The organism is Mesorhizobium hunchu (genome assembly GCF_040081975.1).
Lineage (GTDB): Bacteria > Pseudomonadota > Alphaproteobacteria > Rhizobiales > Rhizobiaceae > Mesorhizobium > Mesorhizobium hunchu.
On sequence record NZ_JBEBMG010000003.1, the window covers coordinates 214,640 to 229,232 of the forward strand.

Sequence of the window (14,593 nt, forward strand, 5' to 3'; positions counted from 1 at the left end):
GTGAAAGAGACCAATGTCATTGTCATCCGCATTGAGCATCGCTCAGTCGTCGCTGCTGACAACGTCGCGCCAGACCACCGTCGTCTCCCGCAACGTCGCGGACGCTTCCAACCCCGACTACACGCGGCGCATCGCCAACGTCGTCTCGACGGCGCCCGGCGCCCGCTCTGTCGACATCCAGCGCGCCGCCAACGAACTGCTGTTCAAGCAGAACCTTGCCGCGTTGTCGGCCTGGGCGGGCCAGGACGCGCTCTATAGCGGCATGGACCAGCTCGAACTGGCCGTGAACGGCGTCGACAACGCCTCGTCGGCGTCCACGGCCATCGGCAACCTCCAGCAGGCGTTGCAGCTCTACGCCACCTCGCCGTCGAACCAGAACCTGGCGGCCAGCGTCATCGACGCCGCGCGCCAGGTGGTGAGTTCGCTCAACGACGGAACCAAGGCGCTCCAGGATTTTCGCACCCAGGCCGACAGCCAGATCGCCACGGCGGCCGGCGACCTGAATTCGCTGCTGTCGCAGTTCAAGGACGCCAACAACGCCGTCATCGCCGGCAGCCGCTCGGGCAGCGACGTCTCCGACGCGCTCGACCAGCGCGACGCGCTGTTGAAGAAGATTTCCGAATACGTGCCGGTTTCGACCTTCACGCGCGGCGACAACGACATGGTCATCACCACCGCCGACGGCACGACCCTATTCGAGACCATTCCACGCTCGGTGACATTCAAGCCGACCACGAGCTATGCGGCGGGCACGACCGGCAATTCGGTCTATATCGACAATGTGCCGCTGGCGGCCGGCAGCGGTGGCGACACGACGGCGAGCGGCAAGCTGGCAGGGCTCCTGCAATTGCGCGACGGCGTCGCCCCGACCATGCAGAGCCAGTTGGACGAGATCGCGCGCGGGCTGATCGGCGCCTTCGCCGAGACCTCGCCCTCGCAGCCCGACGCTGCGGGCCTGTTCACCTGGTCCGGCGCGCCGTCCATTCCGGCCTCCGGCACCCTGGTGAAGGGGCTGGCGGGGCAGATCAGCATCAACGCCGCCATCGATCCGGCTGCCGGCGGCGATCCGACCCTGCTGCGCGACGGCGGCGCCAACGGCGCGGCTTACGTGGCCAACACCGACGGCGGCGCGTCCTACGCCGACCTCCTCATCTCCTACGGCGACAAGCTGGACCAGCCGACGGCCTTCGACCCGGCGGCCGGCATCACGGCCAGCACCGGCGTCACCGGCTATGCGGCAAGCGCCATCGGTTGGTTCGAGGGCGTGCGCCAGCAGGCATCGACAGCCGCCGACACCAAGGAAGCGCTTGCCAACCGCACCGCCGAGGCGCTGTCGAATGCCACCGGCGTCAATGTCGACACCGAAATGTCGCTGCTTCTCGACCTCGAACACACCTATCAGGCTTCGGCCCGCATCCTGACCAGTGTGAACCAGATGCTGGATTCCCTGATGGCGGCCGTTGGATAGCATCATGAAGGCAACATCCGTCTCCTCCGCCGCCATCTCCAACGCCATGCGGTATTCGCAAAACCGCATGCAGGTCGACCTGGTCAAGGCACAGAAGGAAATGGACACCGGCCGCGTCGCCGATGTCGGGCTGGCGCTCGGCGCGCGCACGACGCAGTCGGTCACGTTCCAGCGCGACCTCGACCGTCTCAAGGGCATCGTCGATTCCAACGCGCTGATCTCTTCGCGGCTGTCCTCGACCCAGGATGCGCTCGGCCAGTTGACCGACACGGCGCAGACCCTGCTGGCGGCGCTGCCGAGCGCGATCTCGGGCGACATGACGTCCGACGTGACGCGCGACAGCGGCAAGGCCGCGCTGGAATCTATGACCTCGATCCTCAACACCTCCGTCAACGGCGAATACCTTTTCGCCGGCACCAATACGGACGTGAAGCCGATCAACGATTTCGCCGCCGGCGGATCGCCGGCCAAGGGCGCGCTCGACGCCGCCTTCCTCGCGCATTTCGGCTTCACCCAGGACGATCCGGCGGCGGCGAACATCACCGCCGACGACATGGACGACTTCCTGACCAACGACGTCATGCCGCAATTCATGGGCAGCGACTGGCAGGCGAACTGGTCGAACGCCAGCGATCAGCCGATCGTCAGCCGCATCGCGCTCAACGAGACCACCGAGACCTCCGTCAGCGCCAACAACGACGGCGTGCGCAAGCTGGCGATGGCGGCCGCCGTCGTGGCCGATCTGTTTTCTTCTTCCACCTTGAGCGCCGACGCCAGGAAGACGGTCGCCTCGCGCGCCTTCTCCTGGGTCGGCGAGGCGTCGAGCGACCTCGGCCAGGTCCAGTCGCAGACCGGCATCATCGAAAACCGCGTCTCCTCCGCCACCGACCGCATGAACACGCAGGTCGACCTGTTCAACCAGCACATCGTCGATCTGGAAGGCGTCGATCCCTATGAAGCGGCGAACCGGGTCAACGACCTGGTGTCGCATATCCAGACCTCGTTCGCCCTCACGGCGCGCATCCAGCAACTGAGTCTCTTGAACTTCCTGACCTGAAGCACGGATCACCAGTGATGTACCAATTCTCCTACGCCGACATCCAGACCGACTCCGTTGCCGACGCGAAGGACCGCGAGCGGCAATTGCTGAGCCGCTCGATCGACCTTCTGACCGCCGCGGCCGCCGCCGGCAGCGACTCGATGGAGGCGATCGAGGCCCTGCATTTCACCAATCGGGTGTGGACCACCTTCGTCGAGGACCTCGGCTCCAGCGACAACGCGCTGCCCAAGGAACTGCGCGCCAACCTCATCTCCATCGGCCTGTGGCTGCTGCGCGAGACGGAGGACATACGCCAGGGCCGCACCGATAATTTCGAGGGCCTGATCGAGGTCTCGCAGATCATCCGGGACGGCATCCAATGAACACGCTGAAGATTTCGCTCAAGCCGAACGAGAAGATCTACATCAACGGCGCCGTGCTGCGGGTCGACCGCAAGGTGTCGCTGGAACTGCTCAACGACGTGCAGTTCCTGCTGGAGAGCCACGTACTACAGGCCGAGGACGCTTCGACGCCGCTGCGGCAGCTCTATTTCATCGTCCAGGTCATGCTGATGAACCCGCAGGACGCGGCCGGGGCGCGCGACATGTTCCGCCGGTCGCTGCCGCTGATGCTGGCGAGCTTCGACGACGAGCATATCCGAGGCGCGCTCAAGCACATCGACCGGCTGGTCTCCGAAGGCCATGTCTACGAGGCGCTGAAGGCGATCCGCTCGCTCTATCCGCTGGAGCAATTGGCGCTCGACGCCGAGCGCGAGACAAATATCGAGCCGCCCCGCCTGGCGGCGGCAGGAGGACGCTGACATGAATGTCGACATGACCACGACCATACCGGCCGGCGCCAACCAGGCATCGACCCAGACATCGAAAACCGCGGTGGACTACCAGTCGTTCCTGAAACTGCTCATCGCCCAGATGAAGAACCAGGATCCGACCCAGCCGATGGATTCCACGCAATATGTCGCGCAGCTCGCCACCTTCTCCCAGGTCGAGCAATCGGTGCAGATGAACACCAAGCTGGACTCGATCCTGCAATCGTCAGCGCTGTCGCAGGCCGATGCCCTCATCGGCCATTCGATCACCTCCGCCGACGGCGCCACCACCGGCACGGTGTCGGAAGTGCGCCTGTCCTCGACGGGCCTGATCGCGGTGCTGGACGACGGCACCGAAATGGCGGTCGGACCGGGCGTGACGGTGGGGCCGGCGGCGAGCTAGGGCAATTCCAGCAAAAGTGTGCAGCGGTTTTGCGTCCGGAATTGCGACAAAACAAGGAGATAGAGCATTGAAGGCGAGGCTGTTTTCGCCGGAAATGCTCTAGAATGGGCGCCGGCTGAACGGCGGCCGGCAGGACACCGTCATGAACGAAGCGGACGCCCTCGATCTCGTCCAGTACGCGGTCTGGACCGTGCTCACCGCATCGGCGCCCGTGGTGCTGGTGGCGATGGTGGTCGGCGTCGGCATCGCGCTTATCCAGGCGCTGACCCAGATCCAAGAAATCACCCTCACCTTCGTGCCCAAGATCGTCGCCATCATGCTGGTGGTGGCTCTGACCGGCCCGTTCATCGGCGGCCAGATCTCGGCCTTCACCAACGTCATCTTCGAGCGCATCCAGAACGGCTTCTGAGCGCGGCCCGTCTCCCTTGCTCGAAACGGTAATTGTGCGCTGGACCATGATTTTCGACGCCAAGGCGTTCGCCTTTTGCCGCGCGTCGTCTAGGTTTGCCGGCAAGAGGGCCGCCCGCTTCTGATTCACGAGCCCCTGCGCGACGGGAAGCAAATGCCGCAAGACAGCGGACATGAGATCGAAGACGATCCCGAAAGCGAACGCGTCGCCGCGCTCGCTCCCTTCGAGCATCCGATCTTCCGCGCCGTCTGGGCCGCCAACCTGGCTTCCAACTTCGGCGGGCTGATCCAGGGCGTCGGCGCCGCCTGGATGATGACGCAGATCGCCACTTCGTCCTATCAGGTCGCGCTGGTGCAGGCGTCCACGACCCTGCCGATCATGCTGTTCGCCCTCGTCGCCGGCGCCATCGCCGACGGTTTCGACCGCCGCAAGGTGATGCTGGTGGCGCAATGCTTCATGCTCGTCGTCTCCGTGCTGCTCACGGCCTTCACGTATCTCGACTGGATGACGCCCTGGACCCTGCTCGCCTTCACCTTCCTGATCGATTCGGGAACGGCGCTGAACAGCCCGTCCTGGCAAGCGTCGGTGGGCGACATGGTGCCGCGCGCAAAGGTGCCGGCGGCAGTGGCGCTCAACTCGATGGGCTTCAACATCACCCGCTCCGTCGGGCCCGCCATCGGCGGCATCATCGTCGCAGCCTTCGGCGCGGCGGCCGCCTTCGCCGTCAATGCGCTGAGCTATATCGGGCTGATCGTCGTCATGGCGCGCTGGAAACGCGAGACCGCCCGCTCGCCGCTGCCGCGCGAATCCCTCGGCGCCGCCATGGGCGCCGGCCTGCGCTACGTCGCCATGTCGCCCAACATCGCCAAGGTGCTGGCGCGCGGCGCCGTCTACGGCTTCACGGCGATCGTCGTGCTGGCGCTCCTGCCGCTGGTCGCCCGCGACGTCCTTGGCGGCGGCGCGCTCACCTACGGCATACTGCTCGGCGCCTTCGGCATCGGCGCGGTGGGCGGCGCGCTGATAAGCGTGCGCCTGCGCCAGCTTCTCTCCAGCGAAACGATGGTGCGCGGCGCCTTTGTCGGTTTCGCCCTGTGCAGCCTCGACTGCGCGCTCAGCACGCAGGCCTGGCAGACGGCGCTTGGCCTCCTTCTCGGCGGCGCCTGCTGGGTCATCGCCATGTCCCACTTCAACGTCACGGTGCAGATGTCGACGCCGCGCTGGGTCGTCGGGCGCGTGCTGTCGATCTACCAGACATGCACCTTCGGCGGCATGGCGCTCGGAAGCTGGATCTGGGGCGTCGTCGCCGACCATCACGGCGCCCCCGTGGCGCTGATGGCCGCGGCCGTTGCCATGCTGGCCGGGGGCGCGATCGGCTTCCTGCTGCCGCTGCCGCGCCAGGTGCCGCTCAACCTTGACCCGCTCAACCGCTTCCGCGAGCCGCCGCTGGCGCTGGACCTCAAGCCGCGCAGCGGCCCGATCGCCATCATGATCGAATATGTGATCCGCGAGGACGACGTTCCCGAATTCATCGGCCTGATAACCGAGCGCGGCCGCATCCGCCGCCGTGACGGCGCGCGCAACTGGGTCATCGCGCGCGACCTGGAGCATCCGGACGTGTGGCTGGAGACGTATCACACCCCCACCTGGCTGGACTATATCCGCCATAACACGCGCGCGACCTATGCCGACGTGACGATCACCGAGCGCATCCGCGCCCTCCATGCCGGCCCCGACAGGCCGCGCGTGCGCCGCTGGATCGAGCGACCGACGAACGCATTGAACGCCGTGGCAAAAAAGCAAGGATCGGAGCAATGAACGCCGGCCGACCGGGGCAGGCATCGAGACGACGGTTCAATCGCGTCCCGACATGGTCTACGCTACGGCCATGATCGGATGGACCTCGATGCCTCGATACACGGCTTTGGTGACCCTCATGCTGCTGACGGCCGGCTGCGCCTCGCAGACCGGATCGGCCAGCCGCATGAGCTACGCCAGGGAAACCTGCCCCGACCTGAACGCCTCGATCGGCGATACGTCGAAAACCATAACGACGGTCGCCGTCCGGCGCGGAAAAGTGGACCGGCTCAATATTCCGCCCTGGGTGCCGGGCGGCGAGAAGGCCGTCACGATCGTCAAGAACCGGCAGACGCGAAAGATCGGGCGGCTCGAGACCAATCTCGACGCCATGCGGGGCGAGCGGCAGGACCGCTGCCGATAGACCCGCCGGCAAGCGGCTTTCAGCCTTCGCCCGAGAGATCCCGACGCGCCTTGTCGAGTTCCTCCGCATAACGCCGCATCAGGTAGCTCTCGGTCAGCAGCCCGACGACTTCGCGATCCGTGAAATCCTTGACCACGGCCAGTTCCTCCGCGCCGGCGCGTTGGAAAGTCTCGGCTGCCGACTGGACGTTCATGGTCGGCACCAGCACCGAGTCCTTGAACTTCGCCAGGGTCAGCACAGTGGAATCGGGATGTGTCTGCTCGCTGTGGATCTCCGCCACGATCAGCACGCCCGCGTAGCGGCCGTCGCCGTCGACGGCGACGACACGTTGCGCGGACCCCAGCGGCACTTGCCTGCGGAATTCAGCGAGCGTCGTGGTGGCGGGGATGAGCTTGACGTCCTTGCGCATCATCATCCCGACCGTCAGGCTGCGCATCCAGCCGACATCGTGGGCGCTGCGGATCGTCTCGCCGCGCAGATGGAAGCGCCAGGTCGAGAACGAATAGCCGAAGGTCTCGCGCACCAGGATCGCCGACATGATCGAGGCGGCCAGCACCACGCCCGTCAGCGTCAGGTCGCGCGTCGATTCCAGCGCCAGGAACGTCATCGTCAATGGGCCGCCGACGACCCCGACCGCCAGCGACGTCATGCCCACGACGGCCGCCACGTCGGCGTCGATGCCGGTGGCGGGCGAGACGAAGGCCATCACGCCGGCGAACACCTTGCCGAGCAGCGCGCCGAGGAACAGCGACGCGAAGAACAGGCCGCCGCGGAAACCGGAGCCCAGCGAGATCGCCGAGGCGGTGAGCTTGAGCACGAAGACGCTGGCGATGACGGCGATGCCGTAGTTCATGGCGAACTCTCGATGCAGCGCGCCGTGGCCGCTCGACAGCACCTGCGGGGTGATGAGACTGAGCAGGCCGACCGCGCAGCCGCCGACGAAGGGACGCAGCGAACTGTCGATGCGCATCCGCACGAACAGCCGCTCCACCATCGTCACCAGGTACATGATGGCGATCGACGCGCCGCCGCCGACCAGGCCGAGCAGCAGGAAGGGCAGGTATTGGCTGGGCGTCAGGTCCGGCAAGCCGCTCAGTTCGAGCGGGAAAGGAACGTTCCCGAACATTTCCGCCGTCAGCGACGCCGACACCGCCGCCGTCATCACCGGCGCGACATTGCCGATCGAATAGATGCCGATCACCAGCTCGAACCCGTAGAAGGCGCCCGTGAGCGGCGCATCGAAGGCGGCGGCGATGGCGCCCGCCGCGCCGCTGCCGACGAGGATGCGCACATCGTTGCGCCGCAGCCTGAGCAGCCGCGCAATGCGGGATGCAAAGCCGGAGCCCACCTGCGTATAACCGGCCTCCAGCCCCACCGAGGCTCCGAAACCGGAGGAAAGCATGGTCTGGCCGGCGATGATGAGGGTGTCCGTCAGCGACATGCGCCCGCCATAGAGCGCGTTCGCCTCGATCGGATCGATGGGCGTCCGGAACTTTCGGCGCTTGAGCCACAGGAAGGTCATGCCGAGCAGCAGGCCGCCGATCGCCGGCACGACCGCCTGCCTGGGATGCTGCAGGGAGAACATGCCCGAAAGGCGGCCGCCCGGCTGCACGTCGAACATCAGCGCATGCAGGCCCTGCACGATCGCGCTCATCGCCGTCACCAGCGTTCCGGCGATCGCGCCCACCGCCGAAGCCAGTAGGACCATGAACACGCCGCGCGCTTCCAGCAGCGGAATCCAGCGCACCAGCATCGCGCGGACGCGGCGGGCATGGACGGGCAACTGATCGGCGGACAATAGGGAACGGGTCATGAACAGGACGATGCAGACAGGGTGCCGGGCCGTGATACGACGCGCTGCCTAGCATGGCAACGCCGCCGGCGATGTGGTGGAAGCGACTCGTCATGACATTGTCGTGCGCGACAGAATTCCGCCGGGAAAGCCAGGGCACCTCGCGGCAGCGCTCCAACCCTCGCGCAAGCTTGGGCCGCTAGGGTCTCGCCGCGGGCATATGCCCGCCGACAATGGACTGGCACCGCACGCGCATGGCGATCAGCGAAAGCATTTCCTCCGGCAAGGTCGCTCGCAACGGTCGCGACGTCTTCTTCGCGCTCGGCATCGTCGTCATCCTGGCGGTGCTGTTCCTGCCCATTCCAGCCTTCCTGATCGACGTCGGCCTCGCCACCTCGATCGCCCTTTCGGTGCTCATCCTCATGGTCAGCCTGTGGATCCAGCGGCCGCTCGACTTCTCGTCCTTCCCGACGATCCTGCTGATCGCGACCATGATGCGGCTGTCGCTGAACATCGCCACCACCCGCATGATCCTGTCGCACGGCAACCAGGGCACCCACGCCGCCGGCTACGTCATCAGCGGCTTCTCCAATCTGGTGATGAGCGGCGATTTCGTTATCGGCCTGATCGTCTTCCTGATCCTGATCGTGGTGAACTTCATCGTCATCACCAAGGGCGCGACGCGCATCGCCGAGGTCGGCGCGCGCTTCACCCTCGACGCTATTCCCGGCAAGCAGATGTCGATCGACGCCGACCTGTCGGCCGGTGTCATCGACGACAAGACCGCGCAGCTGCGCCGCCGCGAACTGGAAGAGGAATCCTCCTTCTTCGGCTCGATGGACGGCGCCTCGAAATTCGTGCGCGGCGACGCCATCGCCGGCCTGATCATCACCGCCATCAACATCGTCGGCGGCATCGCCATCGGCTACCTGCGCCACGGCATGAGTCTCGGCCAGGCCGCCGACGTCTTCGTCAAGCTGTCGGTCGGCGACGGCCTCGTCACCCAGATCCCGGCGCTGATCGTGTCACTGGCCGCCGGCCTGCTGGTGTCGAAGGGCGGCACGCGCGGCTCGGCCGACCAGGCCGTGTTCGGCCAGCTCGGCGCCTATCCGCGCGCGCTCTACGTGGCGGCGGCGCTGTTGACGCTGCTGTCCTTGATGCCCGGCCTGCCGATGTTCCCCTTCATCATGCTGGCGGGCGGCATGGCGACGCTCGGCTACGTCATACCGCTGCGCCACAACCGCATGGTCGCCGAGGCGGACGCGGCCAAGAGGCAGGAGGAACAGGCCAAGACCGAGGAGGAGAAGAACTCAGTCAAGTCCTCGCTGGCGACCGCCGAGATCGAGCTTTTGATCGGCAAGCAACTGTCCACGCGCCTCATCACCGCGCATCAGGAACTCGCCTTCCGCATGGGCAAGATGCGCAAGAAGTTCGCCACCCAGTACGGCTTCGTCGTGCCGGAGGTGAAGCTGACGGACGACTTCGCCATCCCGCCGAAGGCCTACCAGATCAAGATCCACGGCACCGTGGTGACCGAATACCAGGTCCGCGTCGGCGAACTGATGGTGCTTCTGGGCAATCGCGACGTTCCCGACATTCCGGGCGAGGAAGTGCGCGAGCCAGCCTTCGGCATGCGCGCCTATTCTGTCATGGACACCTTCGCCGAGGATCTGAAGCGCGAGAACTTCACCTACGCCGACAACATGTCGGTTCTGCTCACCCATCTCTCCGAGGTGATCCGCAACAACCTGCCGCAGCTTCTCTCCTACAAGGACATGAAGGCGCTGATCGAGCGCCAGGATCCCGAATACCGCAAGCTCGCCGACGAGATCTGCTCGCAGCACATCTCCTATCCCGGCCTGCAGGCGGTGCTGAAGCTGCTGCTGGCCGAGCGCGTCTCCATCCGCAACCTGCACCTCATCATCGAGGCGATCGCCGAGATCGCGCCGCATGTGCGCCGCACCGAGCAGATCGTCGAGCATGTGCGCATACGCATGGCCCAGCAGATCTGCGGCGACCTGACCGAGGGCGGCGTGCTCAAGGTGCTGCGCCTCGGCAACCGCTGGGACCTCGCCTTCCACCAGAGCCTCAAGCGCGACGCCAAAGGCGAGGTCCGCGAATTCGACATCGACCCGCGCCAGCTCGAGGAGTTCGGCCAGGACGCCGGCAAGGCGATCCGCAAGCATCTGGAAACCGGCGAGCGCTTCGTCCTCGTCACCGCCCCTGACGCGCGACCCTATGTGCGCATGATCATCGAGCGGCTGTTCCCGACCCTGCCGGTGCTGTCGCATGTCGAGATCGCCAAGGGCGTCGAGATCCGTGTGCTGGGGACGATCTCGTGAGAGGCATCTATCGTACGGAAGCTTGATGCGTTTTGCCGGCCTTTTACCCCCACCCCTAACCCCTCCCCGCAAGGGGGAGGGGAACTTGGCGCGCGGTAGCTCCCCCTCCCCCTTGCGGGGAGGGGTTAGGGGTGGGGGTATCACACACGCCAACCTGCCCCCGGTGGGTCCATGACCGCCCTCTCCACGCTCTCCCAGGACGTCATTCTGGCCGCCTTCCTGGCCTTCTGCCGGATCGGCGCCTGCTTCATGATCATACCGGGGCTCTCCAGCGTCCGCCTGCCCTTGCAGGTGCGCCTGTTCGCCGCCGTCGCCGTCACCATCAGCCTGCTGACCTTCCTGTGGGACCGCATCTTCCCCTTCGTCGATCCACGCCCGCAGGTATTGGTGCCGATGATCGTGTCGGAGCTTCTGGTGGGAGGGCTGATCGGCGCGATGACGCGTCTCTACATGGAGGCGCTGCGCTTCATCGGCGCCGGCATCGCCATGCTGGTCGGCTTCAACTCGAACGGCGGCACCGCGATCGAGGAGGCGGAGCCGCAGGCGCCGATGGCCGAGCTGATTTCCTTTTCCGCCCTGCTCCTGCTGTTCACGCTGGACTTTCACCATGAAGTCGTGCGCGCGCTGGTCAGCTCCTACCAGGTCGCGCCGCTCGACGTCTTCTTCAACCCGCAGGCCGCCCTTGTCGATGTCGCCGACACGATCTCGGACTGCTTCTTTCTGGTGCTCAGGCTGGGCAGCCCGTTCGTCGCCTACGCCCTGCTGGTCAACCTGACGATCGGCTTCGTCAACAAGCTGACGCCGCAGATACCGGTCTACTTCATCTCGCAGCCGCTCATCATCGGCGGCGGCATCGTGCTGTTCTATCTGGGGGTCGCCACCATGCTGTCGCTGTTCACCGACAGCTTCGTCGACCTCACCCTGGCGCGCTGACATGACGACGCGGAGAGAGCGGCTGCGCAAGCTGGTCGAGGTGCAGGAGCAGCTCAAGGCGCTGCACGAGACCCGCCGCGCAAGTCTGCTGGCGGAAGCCGCCGCCGCCGACGAGGAAGCGAAAATGCTGGCCGAACGCTTCGACGCCGACGATTCGCTGGCCGTGCTGTTTCCCGACATCTATCACAACCGCATCGCCGGCGCGCTGGCGAGACGGGACGCCAGGCTGGCGGCCGCACGGCTCGAAGCCGGCCTGCTCGCCACCGCGACCGCCCGCACCAACATGGTCGAGCGCGCCTACCAGACCGAGCGGCGCGCCGACGAACGCCAGCGCGGCGATCGCGAGCGGCTCGACCTGATCGAGCAGAAGCTCGGCAAGCCGCAGTCGGACCCTTGACCTCCCAGAACCTTGACCGCTCTGGGCCGTGATCCCGTAAGCCTGCGGCAAGCTTGTTCGGCCATCATCGCCGCATAGAAAATGGCAAGAGGACAGCACCGGCTTGGCGATTTCTCCCCCCAGCGACATCGTGCTCGACGTTGCCCGCGCGGCCGGGCCGGACGATATCGCGGCCGCGCGCGCGGCGCTGACGAGGAAGGCCGGCGGCGCAGCGGCGCCGTTCAGCATCGGCGAGCCGGCATTGTCGCGCACCAGCACCGCGGCCGACGCCTCGACTTCCGACACCGGAAAGGCGAAACAGTACCAGCGCTTCGAGGCGATGGTGCTGCAGACCTTCATCCAGAACATGCTGCCGAAGGATGCCGAGGGCGTCTACGGCAAGGGTCTGGCCGGAGACATGTGGAAAGCGCAGCTTTCCGAGAAACTGGCCGACGTGATGGCGGAACGCGGCGGCATCGGCATCGCGCGGCAGATGCTGGCGGACCACTATATGGACGGCAAGCGCGCCGTCCCTGTCGGCCCCGTCTCCAACGGGCCGGAGAAGGCCGACATCGATCGGCAGACGAGCCTGTCGAATTCACTCGTCGACGAGATGGAGCGCCGCATCGTCCGCTCGCTCGATGACGATCCAGCGGGCATTGCGAGTACAGGCAAGGTGAGAACATGAGCGCATATTCCGAGTTCGGCGCAAACCTGCCCATGCCCTCTGCCGGCGCGGAGCAGCCTCCTGTCGCGGCGCACGCCAATCTCGGCGCCATCATCAGCCGCATCGAGGAAGCGGTGGAGGCCGAGACCGACGGAATCCGCTCCGTCGCCAATTTCGACATCAAGGCGTCCAACGCCCGCAAGAGCCGCTGCCTTTATGAATTGAACCGGGCGATGAAAGGCATCGGCCACGCCGACATGCTGAGCGAGCATCGCGACGGTCTGCTGCGCCTGCGCAAGAAACTGGCGAGGAACGAGGCCGCCATCCAGGCACATTTGAGCGCCGTTTCGGAAGTGGCGAACCTTCTGAAGAACGCCATCCAGAACGCGGAAGCCGACGGCACCTATTCGGCGGGCGAATTCGGCTGGGCGCGATCGTGACCTCGACCCCGAAAGGCCTTGGCGGATGATAAAACTCATCGTCGCAGCACTCTGGATCAGCGCCGCCACTGCGGGCGCGGTCTTCTATTCCTTCCAGTCCGCCGGCGCCAAGGGCGACGAGGAGACGAAGCCGCTGCTCGGCGGGCTCGATTATGTCGACACCGACATCATCTCGGTGCCGATCGTCGGCAATTCAGGCGTCCAGGGCTATTTCCTGACCAAGCTGGTCTACACGGTGGAGCCGGCGCAGCTCGCCAAGCTGTCCATTCCCGCGCCGGCGCTGATTACCGACCAGGTCTATTCCTATCTCTATTCGAATCCGCAGATCGACTTCACCGCGCCGAAGACGATGGACATCGACGCTTTCCGCAAGAACATCCGTGATTCGATCAATGCGCGCGTGGGCATGGAGATGGTCCACGACGTGCTGGTCGACCAGATCAATTTCCTCTCCAAGGACGAGATCCGCGACAACGCCATCAAGCGCAGGGAAGTGCCCCAGGTTTCCCTCAAGCCGGCGGCGATGGAGTCCGAAGGGCATTGAGCGGCCCGACAGCAGCCGCCCGCTCCGCGCTTATTCGTCGATACATGCGCAGCCCATGCCGGTCTATGTCCGCGAGCTGTCGTCCGCCAAAACTACGTTGACGTAAACGTAAATTGTGCTAGCTCCGTCGGGCCGGCTTTTTCCTGACGATGAGGGCTTGCCTCGCCTCCCCGATCGGGCAAGGGTCCGGACGACCGATCAACGACGAGGCACGAGGAAGTCAGCATGAGCATTCAGGACGTCGCGGAAAAGCTCAAGGCCCAGGTGGCGAACGCGGGCTTCGACCGCTCCGTGAAATTCGATACCGGCCCCGACGGCGTTCTGCTGATCGACGGAGCCACCGTCTCGACCACGGACGGGCCGGCCGACTGCACGATCAAGCTGTCGCTCGACGATCTGGAATCACTGATCGCCGGCGACCTGAACCCGACCACGGCCTTCATGTCCGGCAAGCTCAAGATCGAGGGCGATATGTCCGTCGCCATGGCGCTCAGCCAGTTGATCGGCTGAGACGCAAGGCAGGCGGACGTCCCCGTCCGCCAGCCGGTTCAGGCGGCGCCTGCAAGCGCCAGCGCCGCCGTGCCGATCCTGCGGCCCGCGGCCTTGAGAACGCCTTCGGCCCCGTCGAGCGCACCGGGCTTCAGTTCCAGCGCGAGGAAGCGATGCCGCTCATACGGCCCCGGCATGGCGAGCGCGCCCGTCCTGTCGGCCGAGAAGCCGAAGCGCGCATAATAGGGCGCGTCGCCGACCAGCAGGATCGCCGCGTGACCGAGCCGCGCCGCCTCGGCGATCGCATGGCGCATCAGCGCCGAGCCGAGCCCGGCATTCTTCCAGGCCGGATCGACAGCGAGCGGACCGAGAAGCAGGGCGGGCCGCCCGCCCTCGCCCAGCGTGACATCCCAAAGCCGCACCGTTCCCGCGACCGCGCCGGCGGCATCGCGCGCGACGAAGGCCAGCCCCTCGGACGGCCGGCGGCCACGCCGCAGCTTCTCCGACGACTTGCGCCTGCGTCCCGGTCCCATGGCGCGATCGAGCAGCGCCTCGCGCGCCGCAATATCGGCATCGGTTTCAGCGGTGACGAAGAAGGCCGGCTCCACGGCCGTAGCGATTTCTGCAAGTTCCATTTCCGCGAT

17 protein-coding genes are annotated in these 14,593 nt (G+C 65.9%); 15 read left to right on the forward strand and 2 right to left on the reverse strand.

Annotation, left to right across the window (positions count from 1 at the left end; translation table 11 throughout):
* Positions 1-13: 13 nt before the first annotated feature.
* The 8 genes from flgK (at position 14) to ABMA46_RS07860 (ending at position 6,366) form a co-directional block, all read left to right on the forward strand.
* The gene (flgK, locus tag ABMA46_RS07825) at positions 14-1,468 is read left to right on the forward strand and encodes a flagellar hook-associated protein FlgK (RefSeq protein ID WP_348998760.1); all 1,455 of its coding nucleotides are present in this window, start codon (positions 14-16) and stop codon (positions 1,466-1,468) included.
* Positions 1,469-1,472: 4 nt separating this feature from the next.
* On the forward strand, positions 1,473-2,525 hold the full coding sequence (locus ABMA46_RS07830; RefSeq protein WP_348998761.1) for a flagellar hook-associated family protein: 1,053 nt from the start codon (positions 1,473-1,475) through the stop codon (positions 2,523-2,525).
* Positions 2,526-2,542: 17 nt separating this feature from the next.
* Positions 2,543-2,890, forward strand: a complete 348-nt coding sequence (flaF, locus tag ABMA46_RS07835) for a flagellar biosynthesis regulator FlaF (RefSeq protein WP_348998762.1) — start codon at positions 2,543-2,545, stop codon at positions 2,888-2,890.
* Positions 2,887-3,327, forward strand: coding sequence for a flagellar biosynthesis repressor FlbT (flbT, locus tag ABMA46_RS07840; protein WP_348998763.1), 441 nt, complete (start codon positions 2,887-2,889; stop codon positions 3,325-3,327). The genes flaF and flbT overlap by 4 nt, the downstream gene beginning before the upstream one ends.
* A 1-nt stretch (position 3,328) precedes the next feature.
* Complete coding sequence (gene flgD, locus ABMA46_RS07845; protein WP_348998764.1) at positions 3,329-3,739, forward strand: flagellar hook assembly protein FlgD; 411 nt, start codon at positions 3,329-3,331, stop codon at positions 3,737-3,739.
* Positions 3,740-3,881: 142 nt separating this feature from the next.
* Positions 3,882-4,148, forward strand: a complete 267-nt coding sequence (gene fliQ / locus ABMA46_RS07850) for a flagellar biosynthesis protein FliQ (RefSeq protein ID WP_348998765.1) — start codon at positions 3,882-3,884, stop codon at positions 4,146-4,148.
* Positions 4,149-4,301: 153 nt separating this feature from the next.
* Positions 4,302-5,963, forward strand: coding sequence for an MFS transporter (locus ABMA46_RS07855; RefSeq protein ID WP_348998766.1), 1,662 nt, complete (start codon positions 4,302-4,304; stop codon positions 5,961-5,963).
* An 88-nt stretch (positions 5,964-6,051) separates the two neighbouring features.
* A complete protein-coding gene (locus ABMA46_RS07860; RefSeq protein ID WP_348998767.1) occupies positions 6,052-6,366 on the forward strand; it encodes a hypothetical protein in 315 nt (104 codons plus the stop codon).
* A gap of 19 nt (positions 6,367-6,385) precedes the next feature.
* On the opposite strand, the gene ABMA46_RS07865 is transcribed toward ABMA46_RS07860, so the two are convergent.
* Positions 6,386-8,179, reverse strand: coding sequence for a chloride channel protein (locus ABMA46_RS07865; RefSeq protein ID WP_348998768.1), 1,794 nt, complete (start codon positions 8,177-8,179; stop codon positions 6,386-6,388).
* A gap of 233 nt (positions 8,180-8,412) precedes the next feature.
* Here ABMA46_RS07865 and flhA point away from each other — a divergent pair, with 233 nt between their 5' ends.
* From flhA to ABMA46_RS07900, 7 genes are all read left to right on the forward strand, one after another.
* Positions 8,413-10,500 (forward strand): flagellar biosynthesis protein FlhA, encoded by a 2,088-nt coding sequence (gene flhA / locus ABMA46_RS07870; protein ID WP_348998918.1) that lies wholly within the window; start codon positions 8,413-8,415, stop codon positions 10,498-10,500.
* A gap of 171 nt (positions 10,501-10,671) precedes the next feature.
* Positions 10,672-11,433 (forward strand): flagellar biosynthetic protein FliR, encoded by a 762-nt coding sequence (gene fliR, locus ABMA46_RS07875; RefSeq protein WP_348998769.1) that lies wholly within the window; start codon positions 10,672-10,674, stop codon positions 11,431-11,433.
* Between the two features lies 1 nt (position 11,434).
* On the forward strand, positions 11,435-11,830 hold the full coding sequence (locus ABMA46_RS07880; protein WP_348998770.1) for a hypothetical protein: 396 nt from the start codon (positions 11,435-11,437) through the stop codon (positions 11,828-11,830).
* Between the two features lie 103 nt (positions 11,831-11,933).
* Complete coding sequence (locus ABMA46_RS07885) at positions 11,934-12,497, forward strand: rod-binding protein (RefSeq protein ID WP_348998771.1); 564 nt, start codon at positions 11,934-11,936, stop codon at positions 12,495-12,497.
* Positions 12,494-12,916, forward strand: coding sequence for a hypothetical protein (locus tag ABMA46_RS07890; protein WP_348998772.1), 423 nt, complete (start codon positions 12,494-12,496; stop codon positions 12,914-12,916). The genes ABMA46_RS07885 and ABMA46_RS07890 overlap by 4 nt, the downstream gene beginning before the upstream one ends.
* Positions 12,917-12,941: 25 nt before the next feature.
* Positions 12,942-13,460 (forward strand): hypothetical protein, encoded by a 519-nt coding sequence (locus tag ABMA46_RS07895; RefSeq protein ID WP_348998773.1) that lies wholly within the window; start codon positions 12,942-12,944, stop codon positions 13,458-13,460.
* 225 nt (positions 13,461-13,685) lie between these two features.
* Positions 13,686-13,970 carry an SCP2 sterol-binding domain-containing protein gene (locus ABMA46_RS07900; RefSeq protein ID WP_348998774.1) on the forward strand — a complete coding sequence of 95 codons (285 nt, stop codon included), beginning with the start codon at positions 13,686-13,688 and terminating at the stop codon, positions 13,968-13,970.
* Positions 13,971-14,008: 38 nt separating this feature from the next.
* On the opposite strand, the gene ABMA46_RS07905 is transcribed toward ABMA46_RS07900, so the two are convergent.
* Positions 14,009-14,584: a GNAT family N-acetyltransferase gene (locus ABMA46_RS07905; RefSeq protein WP_348998775.1), complete on the reverse strand. Its 576-nt coding sequence runs from the start codon at positions 14,582-14,584 to the stop codon at positions 14,009-14,011.
* Positions 14,585-14,593: the final 9 nt, after the last annotated feature.

Bases quoted from the DNA above. Each gene is read 5' to 3' on its own strand.
- flbT (WP_348998763.1), top strand. From the start codon at position 2,887: ATGAACACGCTGAAGATTTCGCTCAAGCCGAACGAGAAGATCTACATC.
- ABMA46_RS07865 (WP_348998768.1), bottom strand. From the start codon at position 8,179: ATGACCCGTTCCCTATTGTCCGCCGATCAGTTGCCCGTCCATGCCCGC.
- flgD (WP_348998764.1), top strand. From the start codon at position 3,329: ATGAATGTCGACATGACCACGACCATACCGGCCGGCGCCAACCAGGCA.
- flgK (WP_348998760.1), top strand. From the start codon at position 14: ATGTCATTGTCATCCGCATTGAGCATCGCTCAGTCGTCGCTGCTGACA.
- flhA (WP_348998918.1), top strand. From the start codon at position 8,413: ATGGCGATCAGCGAAAGCATTTCCTCCGGCAAGGTCGCTCGCAACGGT.
- ABMA46_RS07880 (WP_348998770.1), top strand. From the start codon at position 11,435: ATGACGACGCGGAGAGAGCGGCTGCGCAAGCTGGTCGAGGTGCAGGAG.
- ABMA46_RS07895 (WP_348998773.1), top strand. From the start codon at position 12,942: ATGATAAAACTCATCGTCGCAGCACTCTGGATCAGCGCCGCCACTGCG.
- ABMA46_RS07890 (WP_348998772.1), top strand. From the start codon at position 12,494: ATGAGCGCATATTCCGAGTTCGGCGCAAACCTGCCCATGCCCTCTGCC.
- fliQ (WP_348998765.1), top strand. From the start codon at position 3,882: ATGAACGAAGCGGACGCCCTCGATCTCGTCCAGTACGCGGTCTGGACC.
- ABMA46_RS07855 (WP_348998766.1), top strand. From the start codon at position 4,302: ATGCCGCAAGACAGCGGACATGAGATCGAAGACGATCCCGAAAGCGAA.
- ABMA46_RS07905 (WP_348998775.1), bottom strand. From the start codon at position 14,584: ATGGAACTTGCAGAAATCGCTACGGCCGTGGAGCCGGCCTTCTTCGTC.
- ABMA46_RS07900 (WP_348998774.1), top strand. From the start codon at position 13,686: ATGAGCATTCAGGACGTCGCGGAAAAGCTCAAGGCCCAGGTGGCGAAC.
- fliR (WP_348998769.1), top strand. From the start codon at position 10,672: ATGACCGCCCTCTCCACGCTCTCCCAGGACGTCATTCTGGCCGCCTTC.
- ABMA46_RS07860 (WP_348998767.1), top strand. From the start codon at position 6,052: ATGCCTCGATACACGGCTTTGGTGACCCTCATGCTGCTGACGGCCGGC.
- ABMA46_RS07830 (WP_348998761.1), top strand. From the start codon at position 1,473: ATGAAGGCAACATCCGTCTCCTCCGCCGCCATCTCCAACGCCATGCGG.
- flaF (WP_348998762.1), top strand. From the start codon at position 2,543: ATGTACCAATTCTCCTACGCCGACATCCAGACCGACTCCGTTGCCGAC.